Below are 21,282 nucleotides of genomic sequence, written 5' to 3'. Positions count from 1 at the left end.
CCGCCGCACGCAGCGCGGCAGTCTGGGAACTGGAGGGGCATATGTCTGATCTTCCCCGGAAGGCGGTCACCCGTACCGCCAAGCTGGCCGCGCTGCCTTTGGGGTTCGCGGGCCGCGCCACCTGGGGCCTGGGCAAGCGCATCGGCGGCAAGTCGGCGGAGCTGGTGGCGCGGGAGGTGCAGCAGCGCACCGCCGACCAGCTCTTCAAGGTCCTCGGGGAGCTGAAGGGCGGGGCGATGAAACTGGGCCAGGCCCTGTCCGTCTTCGAGTCCGCGTTGCCCGAGGAGGTCGCGGGGCCCTACCGCGCGGCCCTGACCAAGCTCCAGGAGGCGGCCCCGCCCATGCCGAGTGCCACGGTGCACGCGGTGCTGGCGGAGCGGCTGGGCGAGGAGTGGCGCGAGCTGTTCCTGACCTTCGACGACAAGCCCGCGGCCGCCGCCTCGATCGGCCAGGTGCACCGGGCGGTGTGGCACGACGGCCGGGACGTGGCCGTGAAGGTGCAGTACCCCGGCGCGGGCGAGGCGCTCCTGTCGGACCTGACGCAGCTCAGCCGGTTCGCCCGGCTGCTGGGCCCGCTGGTGCCGGGCATGGACATCAAGCCGCTGATCACCGAGCTGCGCGACCGGGTCTCGGAGGAGCTGGACTACGAGCAGGAGGCCCTCTCCCAGCGGGCGCACGCCGAGGAGTTCGCGGACGACCCCGATGTGGTGGTGCCCGAGGTGGTCCACCAGTCCACGCAGGTGCTGGTCACCGAGTGGATCGACGGTGTGCCGCTGGCCGAGGTGATCGCCGGGGGTACGGCCGAGCAGCGCGACCGGGCCGGCCAGTTGCTGGCCAGGTTCCTCTTCTCCGGCCCCGCGCGCACGGGGCTGCTGCACGCCGACCCGCACCCGGGCAACTTCCGGCTGCTGCCACCGGCCGGGGTGGCCAAGGAGGCCGGTGCGAGCGCGGAGGCCGGTGCGGGCGCGGACGGTGAGGAACCGGAGGCCGGGGACGCCGGTTCCTGGCGGCTGGGAGTGCTCGACTTCGGAACGGTGGACCGGCTGCCGGGCGGGCTGCCGCAGACCATCGGGGACGCGCTGAGCCTGGCGCTGCGGGGCGACGCGGACGCGGTGTACGAGATGCTGCGGGCGGAGGGGTTCGTCAAGGACTCCATCGACCTGGAGCCGGACGCGGTGCTGGACTATCTGCTGCCGATCATCGAGCCGGCCAAGGTGGAGGAGTTCACGTTCAGCCGGGGCTGGATGCGCAATCAGGCCGCGCGGATAGCCGATCCGCGCTCCCCCGCCCACCAGTTGGGCAAGCAGCTGAACCTGCCGCCGTCGTATCTGCTGATACACCGGGTGACGCTGAGCACGATCGGGGTGCTGTGCCAGCTGGGTGCGACGGTCCGGCTGCGCGACGAACTGGAGTCCTGGCTGCCGGGCTTCCTGCCGCCGGAGGACGCCGAGGAGGACCGTGCGGGAGCGCGGGAGAGCCTGCCCGCGCAACAGGACACGGGCGCGGAGGACACTTCGGCCGAAGCCGTGGACGCGGGCTAGCGGGGGCGTCCAGAAACGGCCTCGGGGCCGGTCCCCGTGGAGGGACCGGCCCCGAGGCAGGGGTACCGATGCGTGGTGTCGCCGGAGGTGTGTGACCCGCCGGGGCGCAGAGAGCGGCTGCGCTCCGGCGGGAGCCTCCGTGGCCGGCCGTCTGCTCAGTGCATGACGGCCATGGCCAGCGCCCGGCGGGCGCGCATCGAGGCGCGCTCCGCCCGGCGCTGCATCCGCCGCGCAGAGATCAGGCGCACGGCCTGGCGGTCCGCGTCGGCTTCACGCATGCGGTCGTGCATATGCGCACGCGCCAGGGCTTCTGGGATGAGTTGCATTTCGCGGGTCCTGTTCTGACGCGAGTCGCTCGCGCCGATGATGGTGACGTCTTGGGTCGCGGAGCCTGCGGGCTCGGCGGTGGGGAGGGACATGGGGGCCTGGTTTCGGGGATCGCGGGTGAGGGGACGGTCGATGGTTCCGATGCGCTTCATGGGCTTGGGGGCCGGGACCCCCAGATCGGCGGTCACGCTGCGACCGGGTTCTTGCGCGGACGGCCCCGCGGCCGCTTCCGGGCGACGACGACGCCCTGGATGAACAGCTCGCCGCCCCAGACACCCCACGGCTCGCGGCGCTCCTTGGCGCCGGCGAGGCAGGCCGCGACGAGCGGGCAGGTGCGGCAGAGGGACTTGGCGTACTCGACGTCGGCCGGGGACTCGGCGAAGAAGACCTCCGGGTCGTAGGCACGGCAGGGCACTGGCACGCCGAGGTTCTCGATGGCGTCGTCGAGCGCGGTGAGCGCGGTGAGGGGGGTCAAGGTGGAGTCCTCCGTGAGGCCGGGCGGGGAGATCGTGTCGGAAGGCGGTACGGACGGGGCGTGCGTGTCGAGTTGCACGGTGGTGGTGTCCTCGTCTGGTCGTTTCCGGCCTGTTGGCCGGGGGGCGGCTGGGTACCAGGTCCTGCTTTCCCGAGGCTCCTTCACGTCGTCTCGTCCGTTGGGACAAAACAAAAGGGCCGCGGTTCCCGAGTGGGGTTCCGCGGCCCTGAAGGCGCCGGCCTGATCTTGATCAGGCTGGATCACTCCAGGGTTCAGGCCCACGGAAGGCCCACATCGTGTGGTGCTGCTTCGTCTGCTCGGTGACGCCGGCTTCCGCTCCCGCACCGACGGCCGCAAAGGCATAGGCCGGGGCCTGTCCCTTCGCTACTGCTGCTGCCGGTGCCTGGGTCGGTCGCTCATTGCGCTCCCGCACGGGAAGACCGGCCAGGGACATCGGAGCGACGGCAAAGATGCCGGACACACCGGTGGCGCGCAGGGAGGACTTCGAGGAGCGGGCGAGATCGCCGAGCGAGCAGGCGGAGACGACCGAGAGATCGGTCATTTTCTGGTTCTCGATGATGCTGATCACTTCAATCGCCTCCTCTCGGCGTCTCGGGGGACCGGCGGGCCGGTCCTGCGTATTCGGATAAGTACAGCACAGAGCCAGGGCTCCAGAGAAGCCGCTGTTTCCGTGGTTAAGAACCTATGGTGACCACTGGGGCGGGCGCAAACTATTTTTCCGACGAGTTTTTCTCACGTTTCGCCGCAACCATCCGTGCCGTCCGTGCGTCCGTCGCCACCTGCGCAGATGTCCAGAACGGCGGCGCCGAAGCGGCCCAGCTTCCGCGCGCCGACCCCGGAGATCACGGCCAGCTCGCCCTCCGTGCCCGGCACCGCCTCCGCGATGGCCATCAGGGTGCGGTCGGTGAACACGCAGTAGGTTGGCTGGCCGATCTCCTTTGCGCGGGCCGCCCGCCAGTCGTGCAGCCGCTCGTACAGCGCCTCGTCCATGTCGGAGGGGCAGTCGTCACAGCGCATCAGCTTCATCTCGCCGGCGACCGTGAGGGTCTTGCCGCAGACCCGGCACCGGGCGGGCCCCCTGGCCCTGCGCCGGGCCGCGGCCGGCCGGCCGTCGCTCCCGGAGCCTGCCGGGGAGCCGCTGCCGCTCCAGACGCCCGCGCCCCCCTGCGCGCCCGCCGTGCTCCGGCCGCCGGGGCCCGTGGAGCCGGGGCGCAGCCCGTTCAGGAAGCGGGTGGGCCGCCGTCCGGGGCGGCCGCCGGGCGACCGGGACAGGGACCACGAAAGGGTGAGGTGGAGCCGGGCGCGGGTGACGCCGACGTAGAGCAGGCGGCGCTCCTCCTCGATCTGCTCCGGCGTCTTGGCGTAGGTGATCGGCATCATGCCCTCGGTCAGCCCGACCAGGAACACGGCGTCCCATTCCAGGCCCTTCGCCGAGTGCAGCGAGGCCAGGGTGACGCCCTGGACGGTGGGGGCGTGCTGGGCGGCGGCCCGTTCGTCCAGCTCGGCCACCAGGTCGGAGAGGGTCGCCCCCGGCTTGGCCCGTTCGAAGTCCTCCGCGAGGCGGACCAGGGCGGCCAGGGACTCCCAGCGGTCCCGCACCGCTCCGGACCCGGCGGGCGGCTCGCCGTGCCAGCCCTTCGTGGACAGCACGGCCCGGACCTCGGCGGACAGCCCGTCCGCGTGGTCCAGGAGGGGGTCGTTGCCCCCGGCGCGGGCCGCGCCGCGCAGGGCGACGCCCGCCTCGCGGACCTCCGGGCGCTCGAAGAACCGCTCGGCGCCCCGGAGCTGGTAGGGCACCCCGGCGTCCGCCAGGGCCTGTTCGTACACCTCGGACTGGGCGTTGACCCGGTAGAGCACCGCGATCTCGCCGGCCGGGACGCCCGCGGCGATCAGGTCGCGGACGCGGCGGGCGGTCCCCTCGGCCTCGGCGGGCTCGTCCGCGTACTCCACGAAGGCGGGCTCGGGGCCGCCGTCGCGCTGCGAGACCAGGTCGAGCCGGTGTTTGGCGGCGCGGCCAGTGGCCTGGGCGAGCACCCCGTTGGCGAGGCGGACGACCTGCGGGGTGGAGCGGTAGTCGCGGACGAGCTTGACGACGGTGGCGCCGGGGTGGCGGACACGGAAGTCGAGCAGGTGCTCGGGGGTGGCGCCGGTGAAGGAGTAGATGGTCTGCCCGGCGTCGCCGACGACGCAGAGGCTGTCCCGGTCGCCGAGCCAGAGGTCGAGCAGCCGCTGCTGGAGCGGGCTGACGTCCTGGTACTCGTCCACGACGAAGTGCTGGTACTGGCGGCGTACGTGGTCGGCGATGTCGTGCCGGTCCTGGAGGATGCCGACGGTGAGGAGCAGGACGTCCTCGAAGTCGATCACCGTGCGCTCGCGCTTCAGCTCCTCGTACGTCTCGTAGACCTTGGCGATCTCCGCCGGGTCGCGCGGGGCCTCGCGCTGGGCCTTGGCGACCATGGCCGGGTAGTCGGCGGGGACGGTCCGGGTGACCTTGGCCCACTCGATCTCGCCGGTGACGTCGCGCAGCTCGTTGCGGTCGAGCCGGAGCCGGCAGCGGGCCGCCGCCTCGGCCACCAGTTGCACCTTGCGTTCGAGGAGCCGGGGCAGCTCGCCACCGACCGCTTTCGGCCAGAAGTACTGGAGCTGTCGCAGCGCCGCGGAGTGGAAGGTGCGGGCCTGCACACCTCCGGCGCCCAGCTGGCGGAGCCGGCCGCGCATCTCCCCGGCCGCCCGGTTGGTGAAGGTGACGGCCAGCACGCTCGACGGCTGGAGAATCCCCGCGCGTACCCCGAACGCGATGCGGTGCGTGATGGCCCGCGTCTTACCCGTACCGGCCCCGGCCAGCACGCACACCGGGCCGTGCAGGGCCGTGGCGACCTCGCGCTGCTCGGGGTCGAGCCCTTCCAGGACGGCGTCCGCGGTGTCCGGGACACGTGGGAAGAGGGTGGAGTGCGTTGCTGATGTCACCCCGCCATGCTGCCAGGTCGTACGGGGCGGGCGCGGCGGTCGTCCACAGGGGCGAGGTGATTGTCGTACCGATGCTGAGCCGGCCTCGTACCGGCGCGGAGCCGACCCGCGGTGCCGGGAATGGTGGGTGGACGCCGTACGTTCTCCTGACGTGCGGCACCGCACGCCCCGCCCCCGTGTGACACATCCGACGTGCCATCCGGGGCAGCCGGGTGTGACGGACGGGCCGGGACCGATGAGACAGAGGAGCGCGAAGACATGCCGGGCACTGTGACGATGTACAGCACCACGTGGTGCGGCTACTGCCGTCGGCTGAAGGGCCAGATGGACCGCGAGGGCATCGCCTACACCGAGATCAACATCGAGCAGGACCCGGAGTCGGCGGCGTTCGTCGAGAAGGCCAACGGCGGAAACCAGACGGTTCCGACCGTCCTGGTGGTTCCCGAGAACGGCGGCGGGGACGTCGTCATGACCAACCCGAGCCTGGCCCAGGTGAAGCAGGCCCTCGGGGCCTGATCCCCGCGCCCGCGCATCCCGCCCCCTCCGGTCGCGTACCGGCGGGGGCGGTGTCGTGTCCGGGCGGGGTCAGGCCCCGGCACGCACCGGCTTCGGGAGGGGCTTGCCGTACCACAGCTCGATCAGCCGGGAGGCGATCGAGATGCCGAAGGGCGGCAGCATCTCGCCCGACTCGAAGGCGGCGGTCATCTCCTCGCGGGAGAACCAGCGCGCCTCCTCGATCTCCTCGCCGTCCACGTTGATCTCGTACGTCGCGGCGCGGGCCATGAAGCCCAGCATCAGGCTGGACGGGAAGGGCCAGGGCTGACTGGCGACGTACTCGACCTCGCCGACGGTGATGCCGGCCTCCTCGAAGACCTCGCGGGCCACGGACTGCTCGATCGACTCGCCGGGCTCGACGAATCCGGCGAGCGTGGAGAAGCGGCCCTCCGGCCAGTGCACCTGGCGGCCGAGCAGGGCGCGGTCCTGGTCATCGGTGACGAGCATGATGACCGCCGGGTCGGTGCGCGGGTAGTGCTCGGCGCCGCAGGCCGGGCAGCGGCGGATGTGGCCGGCCGCCGCGATCACCGTGCGCTCGCCGCAGCGGGAGCAGAAGCGGTGCAGCCGCTGCCAGTTCTCCAGGGCCACCGCGTGGGCCATCAGGGCGGCGTCGCGCGGGCCGAGGAGCAGCCCCGCCTCGCGCAGCCCGGCCGGGCGCGCCGACTGGTCCATGCGGCCGGGCAGGGTGTCCTTCTGGAGCGCGAAGTAGCTGACGCCGTCCGCGTCGGTGCCGAGGAAGTAGCGGTGGGTCTCGGTGACGGGTGCCTCGAAGGCCGGCGTCATCACCAGCTCGGTGCCGTCGTCGGTGTCGTCGATCAGCACCTGTCCGCCGGAGACGACGAAGACCCTGGTCGTCGGGTGGCTCCACGCGGCTGACAGCCATGCCTCGTCGAGGCGGTGGTGCGCCGCGCGGTCGATGCCGCTCGGCGCGGTCAGACCGATGGGCCGGTCCGGTGTGGCGATGTCGAAGGTGCTCACAGGTGCTTCCTACTCCCCCGGTCGGGCGTTCAGAGAATTCAGCGGAGGGCGGCCGCCAGGTCGCTCCAGAGGTGGGCCGCGGTCTCGACGCCCTTGAACAGCAGGTCCAGTTCGACCTTCTCGTCGGGGGCGTGCCAGCCGTCGGACGGTACGGAGATGCCGAGGAAGAGGACGGGCGCGCCGAGCACGTCCTGGAGGTCGGCGGCGGGTCCGGAGCCCCCTTCGCGGGTGAAGAGGACCTTCCGGTCGAACGCCCTGCCCATGGCGCGGGCCACGGCCTGGAGCGCCGGGTGGTCCAGGGGCGTCAGGCAGGGGCGGATGGCGGGCAGGAAGGTGATCCGCAGGTCGGTCCCGGCCGGGGTGCGGCCCTCGGCCCAGGCGCGGACGGCCCGCTCGACGCGGTCGGGTTCCTGGCCGGCGACCAGGCGGAAGCTGATCTTGGCGCGGGCGGACGAGGGGATGATGGTCTTGCTGCCGGCGCCCTGGTAGCCGCCGCCGATGCCGTTGACCTCGGCGGTCGGGCGGGCCCAGATCCGCTCCAGCGTGGAGTATCCGGCCTCGCCGGACGCGGCACGGGACTTGGCGGTGCGCAGCCAGTCGGCCTCGTCGAAGGGCAGCTCGGCGAGGAGGGCGCGTTCGGTGGCGGTGAGTTCGGTCACGCCGTCGTAGAAGCCGGGGATCGCGACCCGCCCGTCCGCGTCGTGGAGCGCGGCGACGAGGCGGGCGATCTCGGTGGCCGGGTTGGGGACGGCGCCGCCGAACGAGCCCGAGTGGATGTCCTGGTCCGGGCCGCGCAGCTCGATCTCGCACTCGGCGAGGCCGCGCGTCCCCACGCAGACGGTGGGGGTGGTCTCGTTCCACATGCCGGTGTCGGAGACGATCACGACATCGGCGGCGAGCCGGTCGGCGTGCCGCTCGACCAGGTCGCGGAAGTGCGGGGAGCCGGACTCCTCCTCGCCCTCGACGACGAGCTTGAGGTGCACGGCCGGGCCGGTGCGGCCGGTGGCGGCGAGGTGGGCCCGGACGCCGAGGGTGTGGAAGAACACCTGGCCCTTGTCGTCGGCGGCGCCGCGCCCGTACATCCGGCCGTCGCGGATCACCGGTTCGAACGGTTCGCTGCTCCAGCCGTCCTCGCGGGCGGCGGGCTGGACGTCGTGGTGTCCGTACACGAGGACGGTGGGGGCGGCCGGGTCGTCGGACGGCCAGTGGGCGAAGACGGCGGGCGCCCCGTCGGTCTCCCAGATCTCGGTGACCGGGAAACCGGTCTCCTTCAGCTTCGCGGACAGCCACTCGGCACTGCGCCGTACGTCGCCCTCGTGCTCCGGCTGGGCGGACACGGAGGGGATGCGCAGCCACTCGGCGAGGTCGTCGAGGAAGGCTGTGCGGTGCTGCTCGGTGTACGTACGGACGGCGCTGTCCGGGGTGTCGCTCATGACCTTCAGCTTATCGGGCCGAGGGAGGTGGCTCGTCCAGGAGGATGCGCTCCAGCTCCCTGCGGCCGGGCAGCGAGGCCGGGCGGACGGCCTCCCCGGTGCGCACGAAGAGGAAGGTGGCGGTGACCTCGTCGAGCGGCAGCCCGTGCAGTTCGGCCCAGGCCAGCCGGTAGACGGCGAGCTGGAGCGGGTCGGCGGTGTGGGTGCGGCCGGTCTTCCAGTCGACGATCTCGTACGTGTCGCCCGTGCGGTACACCGCGTCGATGCGGCCGCGCACGACCCGGCCGGCCAGCGTGATCTGGAACGGCGTCTCCACGCGGTACGGGGTGCGGCGGGCGTACGGGGTGCGCTCGAAGGCCTCCTTGAGCTCGGCGAGGTCGTGCTCGTCGGCGATGTCGGCGTCCGTCTCGTCGCCGCCGGGCAGCTCGTCGGGGCCGAGCATGGGCAGCGGCAGCTCCTCGAAGCGGGACTCCACCCAGGCGTGGAAGCGGGTGCCGCGGCGGGCGGCCGGCGCCGGGGGGCGGGGCATGGGGCGGGCCAGCTCCCGCGCGAAGGCGTCCGGGTCGTCGGCGAGGCGCAGCAGCTGGGTGGCGGAGAGGGAGGCGGGGACGAGGACGTCGCGCACGGTGGCGCGGGCCCGGCGCAGCTCTCCGGCGAGGGCGTCCAGGTCCCGGTCCCAGGAGGCGAGGGTGCGGGCCTCCTCCGGGGTGAGGTCGGCGGGCGGGCGGGGGGCCGGGACGTGGGTGGCCGGCGGGGGGAGGGCGTCGTCGGGGAACGGTTCCTCGTCCGGAGCCGGTGGCGCCGCTTGCGCCGGGCCGGACAGCAGGTCCAGGACGGTGTCCGCCGCGGCCCTGCGGCGGGCCAGGGCGGTGGCGTCCAGCGGGAGCGGCCAGGCCTGGTCGGCGGACGCGGCGGCCGACAGCGGGTTCTCGTCGGTCTCGGCGGGCGCGTCGGCCCAGACCTCGATCTCGCCGTGTCCGGCGGCGCAGTGCTCGTACAGCGCGTGGAGGAAGGGGGACGGGCCGCGCGGCTTCTTCTGGCTGGGGCCCCACCAGTGGCCGGAGCCGAGCAGCAGGGTGCGGGGGCGGGTGAAGGTGACGTAGCCGAGGCGCAGCTCCTCGGTGTGCTGGTGCTCCTTCATCTCCGCCTTGAAGCCCTTGAGGGCCTTGGCGTCGTAGGTGTCCAGGGCGGGCAGGGTGGCCGTGTCGCCGCGCAGGGCGTGCGGGAGGATCTGGGGCTGGGCTGTCCATGCCTCGCGGGACCTGGTGCTGGGGAACTGTCCGGTGACCAGTCCGGGCACGGCGACGACGTCCCATTCGAGGCCCTTGGACTTGTGGGCGGTGAGGACCTTGACGGTGTTCTCGCCGCCGGGCAGCGCGTTGTCCAGGCCCTTCTCGTACTGGACGGCGGTGCGCAGGAAGCCGAGGAAGGCGAGGAGCGTGGCCTCGCCGTCCACGGCGGCGAAGCGGGCGGCGACGTCCAGGAAGTTGCCGAGGGTCTCGCGGCGGCGGGCGGCGAGGGCCTGCGGGGACGCGGACAGCTCGACCTCCAGGCCGGTGGTGGCCAGGACCCGGTGCAGGACGTCCATCAGCGGGTCGGCGAGGGAGCGGCGCAGCTCGCGCAGTTCGGCGGCGAGGCGGGCGAAGCGGACGCGGGCCTCGGCGGAGAACGGCAGCCCGTCGTCCTCGTCGCCGCCGCCGTCCAGGAAGGTGTCCAGGGCGTCGGCGAGGGAGATCACCTCGGCCGGGTCCACCCCTTCGACGGCCTCGGCCAGCCGGCGGTCGGGGTCGTGGTCCTCGTCGCCGTGGGTGGCGCGGTGGACGAGGAGGCGGGCCCGGCGGCCGAGCAGGGCCAGGTCGCGGGGGCCGATGCGCCAGCGGGGGCCGGTGAGCAGCCGGACCAGGGCGGCGTTGGCGCCGGGGTCCTGGAGGACTTCGCAGACGGCGACGAGGTCGGCGACCTCGGGGAGGTGGAGCAGGCCGGAGAGGCCGACGACCTCGACCGGGATGTCGCGGGCGACCAGCGCCGCCTGGATCTCCGGGAAGTCCCCGGCGGTGCGGCACAGGACGGCGATCTCGCCGGGCGCCTTGCCGGTGCGCACGAGGTGGGCGATCGAGTCGGCGAGCCAGTCGATCTCCTCGGTGTGGGTGGGCAGCAGGGCGCAGCGGACGATTCCGTCGCGTTCGGCGCCGGGGGCGGGGCGCAGGGCCTCGACGCCTTCGTGCATGGCGCGCAGGGGGGCGGCGAGTCCGTTGGCGAGGTGGAGGAGGCGGCCGCCGCTGCGGCGGTTCTCGCTGAGGGCGTAGCGGGTGGCGGGGGTGCCGTCGGCGTGCGGGAAGTGGCTGGGGAAGTCGTCGAGGTTGGCGACGGAGGCGCCGCGCCAGCCGTAGATGGCCTGGCAGGGGTCGCCGACGGCGGTGACGGCGTGTCCGGTGGGCTCGTCGCCGGGGCCGCTGCCGAAGAGGGCGGAGAGCAGCAGGCGCTGGGCGACGGAGGTGTCCTGGTATTCGTCGAGCAGGACGACCCGGTACTCGTCGCGGAGGATCGTGCCGACCTCGGGGCGGGTGAGGGCCAGCTCGGCGGAGAGGGCGATCTGGTCGCCGAAGTCGAGGAGGTCGCGGCTGCGCTTGGCCTCGCGGTAGCGCCGGGTCAGCGCGAGCAGTTCGCGGCGGGCCTCGGCGGTCGCGGGGATCTTCCGCAGTTCCTCGTTGCTGAGCTTCGCGGTCTCCAGCGCGCGCAGCAGTTCGGTGTCGTACGTGTCGAGCCGCTCGGGGTCCACGAGGTGTTCGGCGAGTTCGGCGTCGAGGGCGAGGAGGTCGCTGACGAGGGTGGGGAAGGACCTGGTCAGGGCCGGGTAGGGGCCGGGGGCCTCGCGCAGTACGCGGGCGGCGAGCTGGTAGCGGGTGGCGTCGGCGAGGAGGCGGGTGGCCGGTTCGAGGCCGATGCGCAGCCCGTGCTCGGTCAGCAGCCGGCCGGCGAAGGCGTGGTACGTGGAGATGGCGGGTTCGCCGGGCGGATCGTCCGGGTCGATCGCGTCCGGGTCGGTGACGCCGGCGGCGACGAGGGCCTTGCGGACGCGTTCGGCCAGCTCGCCGGCCGCCTTGTTGGTGAAGGTGAGCCCGAGGACCTGTTCGGGGGCGACCCGGCCGGTGCCGACCAGCCACACCACGCGGGCGGCCATCACCGTGGTCTTGCCCGATCCGGCTCCGGCCACGATCACCTGCGGGGCGGGCGGCGCGGTGATGCAGGCCGTCTGCTCCGGGGTGAAGGGGATGCCCAGGAGCTCCTTGAGCTGCTCGGGATCGGTGAGGCGCGGGGACACTCCACAGAGGCTAACCGGCGCCGCCGACAACCCGCGAAGCCGGAGAACTTCCCGGACCGGCCCGGCCGCGGTGGCGCCCGTCACATCCGAACGGGTCTAAATTGTCTGCTGGTCACACCAACAGCCTTATGAGGACGGTCATATGAGCGCCGACGCATCCGCCCCCGACGCCACCGAGCTGAGGAAGCGCATCGATACGACGAAGGCGCACCCCGCGCGGGTCTACGACGTCTTCCTGGGCGGGAAGGACAACTATCCGGCCGACCGCGAGGCGGCGTCGATGGCCCTGGCCGCCCATCCGCGCGGCTACCTCACCGTGCGGCACAACCGGGACTTCATGCGCCGGGCGGTGACCCTCGCGGCCCGCGACGGCATCCGGCAGTTCCTGGACATCGGCACCGGTCTGCCGACCCAGCAGAACGTGCACCAGATCGCGCAGGCCATCGCGCCCGAGTCGCGGGTGGTCTACGTGGACAACGACCCGGTCGTCCTGGTGCACGCGCAGGCCCTGCTCACCAGCGGTCCCGAGGGCCGCACCGACTACATCGAGGCGGATCTGCGGGAGCCGGACCGGATTCTGGCGGCCGCCCGGCGCACGCTCGACTTCGACCGCCCGGTCGCCCTGGTCCTGGCGGCCGTGACCCATTTCATCGAGGACGAGACGGCCTACCCGGTGGTGCGCACGCTCGTGGACTCGCTGGCGCCCGGCAGCGTCCTGGTGCTGAGCAACGTCAGCTCCGACCTCAACGAGGAGCAGGTCGGCAGCGTCACCAAGGCGTTCAAGGAGCGCGGCTTCGCCATGGTGCGCCGCTCGTACGCCCAGATGGAGCGCTTCGTCACCGACAACGGCCTGGAACTGCTGGAGCCCGGCATCGTGCCCGTGCACCGCTGGCGGCCGGAGCGGGTCGTGGACCTGCCGGAGGCCCGGTATCCGGACGCCGAGTTCGTGGCGGGCCTGGACGAGCTGGACCGTACGCGCTACCGGGACATCAACGACGTCACCGACGCGGACGTCAGTGTGTACGGCCTGGTGGCCCGCAAGGCGTAGGCCGCGACCTACTCCAGGACGTGCCGGCCCTCCGGCCGGGCGCTGCACGACGCCTTGAAGGCGCAGTGCCCGCACTGCCGGCCGGTCGTGGGCGTGAACCGTTCGTCCAGGACGCGCCCGGCCGCGGTGGCCAGCAGGTCGGAGATCCACGCGGAGTCCGGTGGCGTCTGCGCCTGCACCTTGGGCACGGTGTCGCCGCCCTCCTTCTTGGGGGCGGCCTGGCGCAGCTGTACGAGTTCGGCGCCGCCCGGCTCGGGCCGCGTACCGCCGAAGACGTCGTCGACCGCGCCTTCCCGCACGGCGAGCTGGTACACCGCGAGCTGGGGGTGGTGGTCGACCTCGTCCTTCGTCGGGGCCTGCTTGCCGGTCTTGAAGTCGACGACGTAGGCGCGGCCCTCGGCGTCCTTCTCGACGCGGTCCATGGAGCCCCGGATGCGCACTTCGTACGCGCCCGCCTCCAGCGTCACGTCGAAGTCGTGCTCGCTGGCGACGGGGGTGCGGCCGGACCGGTCCATGACGTGCCAGCGCAGGAAGCGTTCGAGGGCGACGCGCGCCTGTTCCTTCTCCTGCCGCGACTTCCAGGGGGCGTCGAAGACCAGTCCGTCCCAGACCGATTCGAGGCGTTCCATGAGGACGGCCAGATCGGCGGGCGTACGGCCGGAGGCCACCTCGTCGGCCAGCACGTGCAGGACGTTGCCGAAGCCCTGGGCGGCGGTCGCGGGCGCGTCGGCCTTCACCTCGCGGCCGAGGAACCACTGGAGCGCGCAGGTGTTGGCGAGCTGGTCGAGGGCGCTGCCGGAGAGCGCGACGGGCCGGTCCCGGTCGCGCAGCGGTACGGCGGAGCGGGTCGGCTCGTACAGGCCCCACCAGCGGTGCGGATGGGCGGCGGGCACCAGCGGGCGGCCCTCGTCGTCGCTGAGCGCGGCCAGCCGGGCCAGACGGCGGGCGGCCTCCTCGCGCAGCGCGGCGGATGCGGCCGGGTCGACGGTGGTGGCGCGCAGTTCGGCGACGAGCGCGGCGACGGACAGCGGGCGGCGCGGGCGGCCGGTGACGTCCCTGGGTTCGACGCCGAGTTCGGCGAGGAAGCGGGAGGGCTGGTCGCCGTCGTCGGCGGGGGCCTTGACCGCGGTGACGACCAGGCGTTCACGGGCGCGGGTGGCCGCCACGTAGAACAGCCGCCGCTCCTCGGCGAGCAGGGCGCCGGGGGTGAGGGGTTCGGCGAGTCCGTCGCGGCCGATGCGGTCCGCCTCCAGGAGGGAGCCGCGGCGGCGCAGGTCCGGCCAGAGCCCTTCCTGCACACCGGCGACGACGACCAGGCGCCATTCCAGGCCCTTGGAGCGGTGGGCGGTCATCAGCCGTACGGCGTCGGGCCGCACCACGCGCCGGGAGAGGGTGTCGGCCGCGATGTCCTGGGCGTCCACCTCCTCCAGGAAGTTGAGCGCGCCCCGGCCGCCGGTGCGCTGCTCGGCGCGGGCGGCCGTGTCGAACAGGGCGCACACCGCGTCGAGGTCCCGGTCCGCGTTGCGCCCGGCGGCGCCGCCGCGCAGGGCCGCGCGCTCCAGCCGGTCCGGCCAGGGGGTGCCGGACCACAGCGCCCACAGGGCCTCCTCCGCCGTGCCGCCCGCTTCCAGCAGTTCGCGGGCGGTACGCAGCAGCGCGCCGAGCCGCTGGGCGCCGCGCGCGTACGACGGGTCGTGCGTGACGAGTCGTTCGGGTTCGGCGAGCGCGCGGGCCAGCAGGGCGCCGGAGGGCGCGGGAACCCGGCTGCCGGCCGCCCGCTCCTCGTCCCGCAGGGCGCGGCCGAGCCGGCGCAGATCGGCGGCGTCCATGGCCCCGAGGGGCGAGGCGAGCAGGGTGAGCGCGGTCTCGGTGTCGAGCCAGGGGGCGGGGTCGGAGGAGTCGGCGAGGTCATCGGCGGGGTCGTCGGAGGGGTCGGCTCCGGCCGTCAGTGCCGCCGTCGCCACCGCGCGCAGCGCCGTCAGCAGGGGGCCCACCGCCGGTTCGTGGCGCAGGGCCAGGTCGTCGCCGTCCACCTCCAGCGGCACGCCCGCCGAGGTCAGGGCCCGGCGCAGGGCGGGCAGCGTACGGCCGCCGGCCCGGACGAGCACCGCCATCTCGTGCCACGGCACCCCGTCCTCCAGATGCGCGCGGCGCAGCAGGTCCGCGATGTTCTCCAGCTCCGTGGAGGCGGTGGGGTAGGTGTACGCCTCGACGGCGCCGCCCTCGCGGACCGCGCCCAGCTCGCGGTGGGCCCGGACCTTCGCCGAGGGCAGCCGGGTGAGCGGCATCCGCCGGGTGAGCAGCCGGGTGGCGGCGAGCAGCCGGTCGCCGGAGCGGCGCGAGGTGGTGAGGACGCCGACCGGGGCGGGCGCGCCGTCCGCGCGCCGGAACATCTCGGGGAAGTCCAGGATGCCGTTCACATCGGCGCCCCGGAACGCGTAGATCGACTGGTCCGGGTCACCGAAGGCGATCAGGTCCCGTCCGCCGCCGCCCCCCGGCGCGCTGCCCCGGTTGCCGGCCAGCGCGTGCAGCAGCCGCACCTGGGCGGGGTCGGTGTCCTGGTACTCGTCGACGAAGACCGCGTCGTACGTCCCGGCGAGCCGTGCCGACACCTCGGGGCGCTCCGCGAGCAGCACCGCACGGTGCACCAGCTCCGCGTAGTCGAGCACCCCCTGCGCGTCCAGCACGTCGAGGTACTCGGCGAGGAAGCGGGCGGCGGCGCCCCAGTCGGGCCGGCCGGTGCGCCGGGCGAAGGCGGCGAGGGCGTCCGGGCCGAGGCCCAGCTCGCGGCTGCGGGCGAGCACCGCGCGCACCTCGTCGGCGAAGCCGCGCGTGGTCAGGCAGGCGCGCAGCTCGTCGGGCCAGCGGATGTGCGGGCGCCCCTCCTTCTCCAGGTCGAGCTGGCCGGCCAGCAGGTCGCGGACGGTCACGTCCTGCTCCGGGCCGGACAGCAGCCGCAGCGGGTCCGCGAAGAGGTCGGCGTCCTGGTGGGCGCGGACGAGGGCGTAGCAGAAGGAGTGGAAGGTGGTGGCCTGCGGGCCCCGGGCGGCGCCTAGCCGGGCAGCCATCCGGTCGCGCAGTTCGACGGCGGCCTTGCGGCTGAAGGTGAGGACCAGCACCCGGGCCGGGTCGGTGCCCTTGGCGATGCGGGCGGCGACGGCCTCGACGAGCGTGGTCGTCTTGCCCGTACCCGGTCCGGCGAGGACCAGCAGCGGTCCGCCGGGGTGGTCAACCACGGCGCGCTGTGCCGCGTCCAGGAGAGGGGGCTCCACCGAACCCGGCAGGGTGCGCACCAGACGGTACGGGCCCGTGGTCCCCGGCCGTGCGTCACGGTGAGGACTGTGCCGGGTGGTGGAGGAGGTGCTCACGTGGGTTCGCCGGTCCTGGTGGGTGTACGGGTGGTGAGAGCGGGGTATCGGCCGCGAACTGAAGACGCTACTCCGGCACGCCCCCGGAATGCGCCGGGACGCCTGCGGAGCTCGTCACGTTCTTCGCGGGAAGCGGCTCCGCTCCGGCCGTCCCCGGACGGCCCGGCCCCCCGCCGGTCCTCCCCCGCGCCGGGTCGGCGTCCGCGCCGAACCGGCTGCGCCCGTTCCGCCGCCGGATGGCCGAAGCTGTCAGGTGTGAGCTCCTCCACCGCCGGCGGGCGCGTCCGCCGGGCCGCCCGTCACGCCGTCCCACCGTGCGCGCCGCATGTCCAGGCGCGGGAGGTGGCCCTCCGCGCTCGCGGGGGCCTCGCGCAGCGGGGTGTTCTCCTCGCGGTAGTGGTCCAGGGCGCGCAGCTCGTGGCCCGGCAGCAGCCTGCCGTCGGACCGCACCACGCGCCACCACGGCACGGCGCCCCCGTACAGCGTCATGACCCGGCCGACCTGGCGCGGCCCGCCCTCCTCCAGCCACTCCGCGATGTCGCCGTACGTCATGACGCGGCCGGCCGGGATCAGTTCGGCGACGTCGAGCACGCGCTCCGCGTACTCCGGCAGCGCGTCGCCCGTCGGGTGTTCGCTCATCCGCCCCATTCTGTCGTACGCCACCGACAGCCGGGGCGGCGCCGTGTCCGCGCGTACACGCAGCGTGCGCGCGGCGTGAAAGTTGCGTATCTTGCGCTTCGCACGCCTCCGCATCGCACCCTGATGCCCCCCTGCGTCCGTCGGCCGTGCCACCATCGTGCGGGCGGTGACCGGTGATACGAGAAGACGAAGACCAACCAGAGGCGACGAAGGAGCAGGGCGTGCAGCCACCGAAGGCGGCCGACGCCTCCGACGCGGAACCGCGTCCGGACAAGGAAGCGGAGAGTCCCGCCGGGCACTCCGCGGGTTCGACGCTCGCCTCCGCCGACGCCGCGCAGGCCGAGCGGGTCTCCGGCGACGAACCGCTGCTGCCCGCCCGGGTGCACCGCCCCTCCGACCTGCTGCGCCTGCTCATCGGGGTGCTGGCGGTCGTCGTGCTGTTCTCCGTCGCCGCCTTCGCCCACGGCACGACCACCGGTCTCGAGGAGGACATCAACAAGGGGACGGGTCAGGCCCCGGACCTGCTCATCAAGCTGGCCGGGCTGGTCTCCAGCATCGCCGTGCTGCTCGTGCCGGTCGCCTTCGCCATCGAGCGGCTGATCAAACGCGACGGACTGCGGATCGCGGACGGGGTGCTGGCCGCGGTGCTGGCGCACGGCGTGACGCTCGCCACGGACCTGTGGGTCGCCAAGTCCGCCTCCGACACCGTGCAGGACGCGCTGACCCAGCCGCAGCCCGGCGACGCCTTCTCCGATCCGGTGCACGGCTACCTCGCGCCGGTGATCGCGTACATGACGGCGGTCGGCATGGCGAGACGGCCGCGCTGGCGGGTCGTGCTGTGGGTGGTGCTGCTGCTGGACGCCTTCGCGATGCTGGTGGGCGGCTACACGACCCCGTTCTCCATCGTGCTGACGGTGCTGATCGGCTGGACGGTGGCGTACGGCACGCTGTACGCGGTCGGCTCGCCGAATGTCCGCCCGACCGGCCAGCACCTGATGGCGGGGCTGCGGCACGTGGGCTTCCGGCCGGTCACCGCGATGCGGGCCGAGGACGCGCCCGACTCCGGCGACCAGAGCGACCGGGGGCGCCGCTATCTGGTGTCGCTGGAGCACGGGCCACCGCTCGACGTGACCGTCGTGGACCGCGAGCAGCAGGCCCAGGGATTCTTCTACCGGGTGTGGCGCAGGCTCACGCTGCGCGGCTTCACCCAGCGCCGGTCCATCCAGTCGCTGCGCCAGGCGCTGGAGCAGGAGGCGCTCCTCGCGTACGCGGCGATCGCCGCCGGGGCCAACGCGCCCAAGCTCATCGCCACCAGCGAGCTGGGCCCGGACGCGGTGATGCTGGTCTACGAGCACATCGGCGGCCGGTCCCTGGACGCCCTGGAGGACGCCGAGATCACCGACGAGGTGGTGCGGGGTGCCTGGCAGCAGGTGAAGGCCCTCCAGTCGCGCCGGATCGCGCACCGCAGGCTCACGGGCGACGCCATCCTGGTGGATCGTTTCGGCAAGGTGTTCGTCACCGATCTGCGCGGCGGCGAGATCGCGGCCGGTGATCTGGTGCTGCGGATGGACATCGCGCAGCTGCTCACCACCACCGGTCTGCGGGTGGGCCCGGAGCGGGCCGTGGCCGCCGCGCTCGCCGTCCTCGGGCCCGACACGGTCGCCGACTGCCTGCCGCTGCTCCAGCCCATCGCGCTCAGCCGCTCCACCCGCGCGCAGCTGCGCCGGCTCGCCCGTGAGCGGTCCCAGCGCGAGCGCGACGCCGTCCTGGAGGCGTCCGGCGCGGCCAAGCGGGCCAGGGCCGAGGACGCGCATCCGGCCGGGGACGCCGGCCGCAAGGCGGCCCGCAAGTCGCTGCGCACCGAGAAACAGGCCGAGAAGCGGGCCATGGACGACGCCCTCGAAGAGGCACGCGAGGAGGACCTGCTCTCCCAGATCCGCCGCGAGGTGCTGCTGATCCGGCCGCAGGCGCCGGTCGAGCCGGTCCGCCTGGAACGCATCAAGCCGCGCACCCTGTTCAGCTTCATCGCCGGTGCCATCGCCGCCTACTTCCTGATCTCGCAGGTCACCGAGGCCGACTTCGGGGCGGTCGTGGAGCAGGCGGAGTGGGGCTGGGTGGCCGCCGCGCTGGGCTTCTCGGCGCTGAGCTATGTGGCCGCCGCGATGAGCCTGCTGGGCTTCGTGCCCGAGCGGGTGTCGTTCGGCAGGACGGTCCTGGCGCAGGTCGCCGGGTCGTTCGTGAAGATCGTGGCCCCGGCCGCAGTCGGCGGGGTCGCGCTGAACACCCGGTTCCTCCAGCGCTCCGGGGTGCGGCCGGGCCTCGCGGTGGCCAGTGTGGGCGCCTCGCAGCTGTTCGGTCTGGGCTGCCACATCCTGCTGCTCGGCGCCTTCGGCTATCTGACCGGCACCGAGAAGACGCCCTCCTCGCTCACCCCGTCCAGGACCGTGATCGCCGGGCTGCTGACGGTCGCCGTGCTGGTCCTGGTCGTCACCGCGATCCCGTTCCTGCGCAAGTTCGTGGTGACCCGCGTCCGGTCGCTGTTCGCCGGGGTCGTGCCCCGCATGCTCGACGTCGTGCAGCGGCCGCAGAAACTGCTCACCGGCATCGGCGGGATGCTCCTGCTGACCGGCGTGTTCGTGATGTGCCTGGACGCCTCGATCCGCGCGTTCAGCGGTCCGGACACCCCGCACCTCAGCTACGCGAGCATCGCGGTCGTCTTCCTCGCCGGCAACGCCCTCGGCTCGGCCGCCCCGACGCCGGGCGGTATGGGCGCCGTCGAGGGCGCGCTGACACTGGGTCTGATCGCGGTCGGGCTGCCGAAGGAGGTCGCCGCTCCGGCCGTGCTGCTGTTCCGGCTGATGACCCTGTGGCTGCCGGTCCTTCCCGGCTGGCTGTGCTTCAACCACCTCACGCGCAAGGGCGAACTCTGAAGGGCGCACCGGCCACCCGCTTGGACCGGCACCCCGTGCGGCCGCCCCGGCACCACCGCAGCATGGAGCGATGCGGACCTCCCCTGCCCTGCGCGCCGCGGCCCTCGCCGCCACCGTGACCGTGCTGCTCCCCCTCGCCGGCTGTTCGGACGGCGGTGACGGGGAAGCGGCCGACCGCTCGACGACAAGGCAACCCCGCGCGGTGAACGCCGCCACCGGCACCCCGTCCGGCCTCGCCGACCAGAAGCTGACGTGGAAGAAGTGCCCCGCCCCTTCCCGGGCGCAGGGGGGCGGCAAACCACCGTCGCCGCTGCCCGGCGGGGCGAACTGGGAGTGCGCCTCCATGAAGGTCCCCCTCGACTACGCGAAGCCCACCGGCGACACCATCGAACTCGCGCTCATCCGGGCCAGGGCCATCAGCTCCGGGAAGCGGATCGGCTCCCTGATCTTCAACTTCGGCGGTCCCGGCGGCTCCGGCGTCGCCACCCTGCCCGCGTTCGGCACCGAGTACGACAAACTGCGCGCCCGCTACGACCTGGTGAGCTTCGACCCGCGCGGCGTGGGGAACAGCGACGGCGTCGAGTGCGAGAGCGACAAGCAGCTCGACGCCCGCTACCAGGAGGACGGCACCCCCGACGACGCGGCGGAGGAGAAGGCGTTCGTCCGGGACACCGAGAAGTTCGCCGCCGCCTGCGACAAGCGGTCCGGCAAGCAGCTCCCGTACGTCGGCACCACCAACGCCGCCCGCGACATGGACCTGATGCGCCAGGTGCTCGGCGACGAGAAGCTGTACTACTTCGGCATCTCCTACGGCACCGAGCTGGGCGGCGTCTACGCGCACCTGTTCCCGAAGAACGTCGGCCGGGCGGTGCTCGACGCGGTCGTGGACCCGACCGAGAACGCCGAGGAGTCCTCGCTCAGCCAGGCCAAGGGCTTCCAGCTCGCCCTGGACAACTTCGCGAAGGACTGCGCGGACCGGGGCGACGCCTGCAAGCTGCCCGGCTCCGACGGGCAGGAGGTCGAACAGGGCATCTCCGAGCTGCTGGACCGGCTGGAGAAGAAGCCGATCCAGGGCATCGGCGCCCGCAAGCTGACCGAGACCCAGGCCACCACCGGGATCGCGGCGGCCCTCTACTCCAAGGAGACCTGGCCCCTGCTCGAACAGGGTGTGGACGAGGCCGACGGCGGGAACGGCTCCCTGCTCCTGGCCCTGGCCGACTCCCTCAACGGCCGCTCCGAGGACGGCCGCTACGACAACTCCGCCGCCGCCTACACCGCGATCACCTGCGCCGACTCGCGCGAGCGGTTCACCGTGGAGCAGACGAAGGCGAAGCTGCCCGACTTCCGGGAGGCGTCGCCCGTCTTCGGCGATTACCTGGGCTGGGGCCTGATGGGCTGCACCGACTGGCCCGCCGCGGGCACCTGGAAGACCCCCGACGTCAGCGCCGCCGGCTCCGCCCCGATCCTCGTCATCGGCAACACCGGCGACCCGGCGACCCCGTACGCGGGGGCGAAGGCGATGGCCGAGGAACTGGGCGAGGGCGTCGGCGTGGAACTGACGTACAAGGGCGAGGGGCACGGCGCGTACAACAGCGGCGACGCCTGCGTGCAGAAGGCGGTCGGCGGCTATCTGCTCGACGGCCGGGTCCCGGCGGACGGCACCGTCTGCGGCTGAGGC

Annotated in this window: 14 protein-coding genes; 5 read left to right on the top strand and 9 right to left on the bottom strand. The window is 73.5% G+C overall.

Annotation, left to right across the window (positions count from 1 at the left end; genetic code table 11):
* Positions 1 to 41 precede the first annotated feature (41 nt).
* Positions 42 to 1,541: an ABC1 kinase family protein gene (locus OG710_RS20655; RefSeq protein ID WP_330240650.1), complete on the top strand. Its 1,500-nt coding sequence runs from the start codon at positions 42 to 44 to the stop codon at positions 1,539 to 1,541.
* Positions 1,542 to 1,696: 155 nt separating this feature from the next.
* On the opposite strand, the gene OG710_RS20650 is transcribed toward OG710_RS20655, so the two are convergent.
* From OG710_RS20650 to OG710_RS20635, 4 genes are all read right to left on the bottom strand, one after another.
* Positions 1,697 to 2,020 carry a hypothetical protein gene (locus tag OG710_RS20650; RefSeq protein WP_199563704.1) on the bottom strand — a complete coding sequence of 108 codons (324 nt, stop codon included), beginning with the start codon at positions 2,018 to 2,020 and terminating at the stop codon, positions 1,697 to 1,699.
* Between the two features lie 32 nt (positions 2,021 to 2,052).
* Entirely contained in the window at positions 2,053 to 2,421 is a 369-nt protein-coding gene (locus tag OG710_RS20645; protein WP_330240649.1) for a WhiB family transcriptional regulator, read from the bottom strand.
* 172 nt (positions 2,422 to 2,593) lie between these two features.
* Complete coding sequence (locus OG710_RS20640) at positions 2,594 to 2,932, bottom strand: hypothetical protein (RefSeq protein WP_330240648.1); 339 nt, start codon at positions 2,930 to 2,932, stop codon at positions 2,594 to 2,596.
* Positions 2,933 to 3,096: 164 nt separating this feature from the next.
* Positions 3,097 to 5,331, bottom strand: a complete 2,235-nt coding sequence (locus tag OG710_RS20635) for an ATP-dependent DNA helicase UvrD2 (protein ID WP_330240647.1) — start codon at positions 5,329 to 5,331, stop codon at positions 3,097 to 3,099.
* Positions 5,332 to 5,589: 258 nt separating this feature from the next.
* On the opposite strand from OG710_RS20635, the gene OG710_RS20630 reads away from it, so the two are divergent.
* Entirely contained in the window at positions 5,590 to 5,847 is a 258-nt protein-coding gene (locus OG710_RS20630; protein WP_073964075.1) for a mycoredoxin, read from the top strand.
* A 69-nt stretch (positions 5,848 to 5,916) separates the two neighbouring features.
* On the opposite strand, the gene nudC is transcribed toward OG710_RS20630, so the two are convergent.
* Genes nudC through OG710_RS20615 form a run of 3 tightly spaced genes read right to left on the bottom strand, consistent with a single transcriptional unit; the run spans position 5,917 to position 11,619 of the window.
* Complete coding sequence (nudC, locus tag OG710_RS20625) at positions 5,917 to 6,864, bottom strand: NAD(+) diphosphatase (protein WP_111338046.1); 948 nt, start codon at positions 6,862 to 6,864, stop codon at positions 5,917 to 5,919.
* A 38-nt stretch (positions 6,865 to 6,902) separates the two neighbouring features.
* Positions 6,903 to 8,297 carry a dipeptidase gene (locus OG710_RS20620; protein WP_330240646.1) on the bottom strand — a complete coding sequence of 465 codons (1,395 nt, stop codon included), beginning with the start codon at positions 8,295 to 8,297 and terminating at the stop codon, positions 6,903 to 6,905.
* A 10-nt stretch (positions 8,298 to 8,307) separates the two neighbouring features.
* On the bottom strand, positions 8,308 to 11,619 hold the full coding sequence (locus OG710_RS20615) for a UvrD-helicase domain-containing protein (protein WP_330240645.1): 3,312 nt from the start codon (positions 11,617 to 11,619) through the stop codon (positions 8,308 to 8,310).
* Positions 11,620 to 11,761: 142 nt separating this feature from the next.
* Between OG710_RS20615 and OG710_RS20610 the strand changes: the two genes are divergently transcribed.
* Positions 11,762 to 12,667, top strand: a complete 906-nt coding sequence (locus tag OG710_RS20610; RefSeq protein ID WP_330240644.1) for an SAM-dependent methyltransferase — start codon at positions 11,762 to 11,764, stop codon at positions 12,665 to 12,667.
* A gap of 8 nt (positions 12,668 to 12,675) precedes the next feature.
* On the opposite strand, the gene OG710_RS20605 is transcribed toward OG710_RS20610, so the two are convergent.
* Positions 12,676 to 16,035, bottom strand: a complete 3,360-nt coding sequence (locus OG710_RS20605) for an ATP-dependent helicase (RefSeq protein WP_330240643.1) — start codon at positions 16,033 to 16,035, stop codon at positions 12,676 to 12,678.
* 249 nt (positions 16,036 to 16,284) lie between these two features.
* Positions 16,285 to 16,674 carry an MGMT family protein gene (locus tag OG710_RS20600; RefSeq protein WP_330240642.1) on the bottom strand — a complete coding sequence of 130 codons (390 nt, stop codon included), beginning with the start codon at positions 16,672 to 16,674 and terminating at the stop codon, positions 16,285 to 16,287.
* Positions 16,675 to 16,895: 221 nt separating this feature from the next.
* On the opposite strand from OG710_RS20600, the gene OG710_RS20595 reads away from it, so the two are divergent.
* Together OG710_RS20595 and OG710_RS20590 are read left to right on the top strand one after the other, a co-directional pair.
* The gene (locus OG710_RS20595; RefSeq protein ID WP_330240641.1) at positions 16,896 to 19,604 is read left to right on the top strand and encodes a lysylphosphatidylglycerol synthase domain-containing protein; all 2,709 of its coding nucleotides are present in this window, start codon (positions 16,896 to 16,898) and stop codon (positions 19,602 to 19,604) included.
* Positions 19,605 to 19,674: 70 nt separating this feature from the next.
* Complete coding sequence (locus OG710_RS20590; RefSeq protein ID WP_330240640.1) at positions 19,675 to 21,279, top strand: alpha/beta hydrolase; 1,605 nt, start codon at positions 19,675 to 19,677, stop codon at positions 21,277 to 21,279.
* Positions 21,280 to 21,282: the final 3 nt, after the last annotated feature.

It is taken from the genome of Streptomyces sp. NBC_00525 (assembly GCF_036346595.1).
GTDB lineage: Bacteria > Actinomycetota > Actinomycetes > Streptomycetales > Streptomycetaceae > Streptomyces.
The sequence above is the reverse complement of the archived record's forward strand: the minus strand, read 5'-3'. Positions and strand labels throughout refer to the sequence as shown.

Excerpts from the sequence above, each read along its gene's own strand:
- OG710_RS20655 (WP_330240650.1), top strand. The coding sequence starts at position 42 with ATGTCTGATCTTCCCCGGAAGGCGGTCACCCGTACCGCCAAGCTGGCC.
- OG710_RS20650 (WP_199563704.1), bottom strand. The coding sequence starts at position 2,020 with ATGAAGCGCATCGGAACCATCGACCGTCCCCTCACCCGCGATCCCCGA.
- OG710_RS20630 (WP_073964075.1), top strand. The coding sequence starts at position 5,590 with ATGCCGGGCACTGTGACGATGTACAGCACCACGTGGTGCGGCTACTGC.
- OG710_RS20620 (WP_330240646.1), bottom strand. The coding sequence starts at position 8,297 with ATGAGCGACACCCCGGACAGCGCCGTCCGTACGTACACCGAGCAGCAC.
- OG710_RS20610 (WP_330240644.1), top strand. The coding sequence starts at position 11,762 with ATGAGCGCCGACGCATCCGCCCCCGACGCCACCGAGCTGAGGAAGCGC.
- OG710_RS20600 (WP_330240642.1), bottom strand. The coding sequence starts at position 16,674 with ATGAGCGAACACCCGACGGGCGACGCGCTGCCGGAGTACGCGGAGCGC.
- OG710_RS20590 (WP_330240640.1), top strand. The coding sequence starts at position 19,675 with ATGCGGACCTCCCCTGCCCTGCGCGCCGCGGCCCTCGCCGCCACCGTG.